Origin of the sequence: Kitasatospora griseola, from assembly GCF_014648555.1 — a bacterium.
Classification (GTDB): Bacteria; Actinomycetota; Actinomycetes; order Streptomycetales; family Streptomycetaceae; genus Kitasatospora; species Kitasatospora griseola.
The window spans coordinates 1-1,726 of record NZ_BMRI01000084.1; the positions used below are offsets into that span (position 1 = coordinate 1).

Genomic DNA, 1,726 nt, shown 5'->3' on the forward strand with positions numbered 1-1,726 from the left:
GGGGTGCCCGCGACGGCCGGTGAGCCGCTGAGTCCGGCTGGTGGGGGTGAGACGGCGGCGTTGAAGTCGCGGGGGACTCCGCTTGAGGAGGGGGTGCCGCGGCAGTCGACGGAGGCCGGGCAGCGGGCCGGGGCGGCCAACGGGACCAAGGCGGGCGGCGGTTCAGGTTCCGGGGCGGGCTCGGACACGAGCAAGGCCGGGCCGGGGTTCGTGGTGAGCCCCGAGCAGTACAAGGCGGCGGTCTCGCCGGTGCTCGCCGCGTCGGAGCAGATCGCCTCGCTGGCTGCCTCGATGACGTCCTACCTCCCGCCGATGGAGGCTCAGATCCCGTGGGGCAAGGACGAGTCGGGCAAGCAGTTCGCCGAGGGTGAGAAGGGCTACTTGCTGTACAGCCAGAACACCCTGAAGACGCTGCAGTCGCTGTCCAAGGAGATCGCGGACATCGCGGGCGGTCTGAAGCAGATGGCCTCGAACTACGAGGACGCCGAGGACGGCACGGTCGCCGCGTTCTCCGGCATGGACGACGGTCAGGGGCAGCCGAGCGCGCCCGGCGCCCCGCCGACCGCGCCCACCGGGCCCGTGCACGTCCCGATGACCCCCGGCATGACCCGCCCCAACGGAAGGCACTGACCCATGGCTGTCGAACTCCCGGAGCCCCTCCAGTGGGTGCTCCTGCTGCTCGCGGGCTGCCGTTGGCCGGAAGCCGACGAGGACCAGCTCCGCGACATGGCCGACCACTGCCGCAAGGCGGCGGAGACGCTGAAGGACGCCGGCCAGGGCGTGGACGCGGCGATCAAGCGCGCGGTGGAGGGCCAGCAGGGCAACGCCGCCGAGGCGCTGACCAAGTACTGGGCCACGTACACGGTCGGCAAGGGCACCGATGACGACCCGGGCCGCCTGACCGCGACCATCAAGGCGCTCGACGGCATGGGCGACATGCTGGAGCAGGTGGCCAACTCGGCGGAGACGGCGAAGATCCAGATCGTCGCCCAGCTCGGCATCCTGGCCTTCGAGTTGGCGACCGCCGAGGCCGAGGCGCCGATCACCGCGGGTGCGTCGATGCTCCAGGTCCCCGGCTTCATCGCGGCGGCGCGCGCGTTCGTCCAGACGACGCTGAAGACGCTGCTCAAGGACATGGTCAAGATGGCGGCCAAGCAGGCCGCCCAGATGGCCGCGATCAACCTGATGGCGCAGGGCATCGAACTCGCCGAGGGCCACCGCAAGAGCATCGACTGGAAGGAGGTCGGCGACAACGCCAAGGGCGGTGCGATCGGCGGCGCCGCCGGTCACCTGATCGGCGCGGGCCTGGGCGGCGCGGCCGGCAAGATGGGCCTGGGCAACCTCGCGAACTCCGCCGGCGGCAAGATGGCCATCGGCGCGGCCACCGGTGTCGGCGCGGACGCCGCCACCCAGTACATCACCACCGGCAAGGTGGACACCTCCTCGCTGCTCGGCTCCGGCCTCTCCGGCGGCGCGGGCGCGGGCCTCAGCCACATGGCCACCAGGCCCGGTGCGCACCCGCCCGCGCCCAAGCCCGGCGACGCCCCGCACATCCCCGGCCCGGTCGGCCCCGGCGAGGGCGGCCGCCAGGACGGCCCGCCGAAGTTCACCAAGCCCGACACGTCCTCCGGCGACAGCGGCAGCTCCTACCACGGCCCGTCCGGCGACGCCGGGAGCTCCAACTCGTCTGGCAGCAAGTCGCGTTCGGACGGCTGGGAAACGAGTG

2 protein-coding genes are annotated in these 1,726 nt (G+C 72.5%); both read left to right on the forward strand.

Annotation, left to right across the window (positions count from 1 at the left end; translation table 11 throughout):
- Window positions 1–630 (forward strand): WXG100 family type VII secretion target (locus IEZ12_RS37080; RefSeq protein ID WP_229848709.1); only part of this gene is annotated, 630 nt, incomplete at its 5' end.
- 3 nt (window positions 631–633) lie between these two features.
- Window positions 634–1,726 (forward strand): WXG100 family type VII secretion target (locus IEZ12_RS37085; protein ID WP_373295574.1); only part of this gene is annotated, 1,093 nt, incomplete at its 3' end.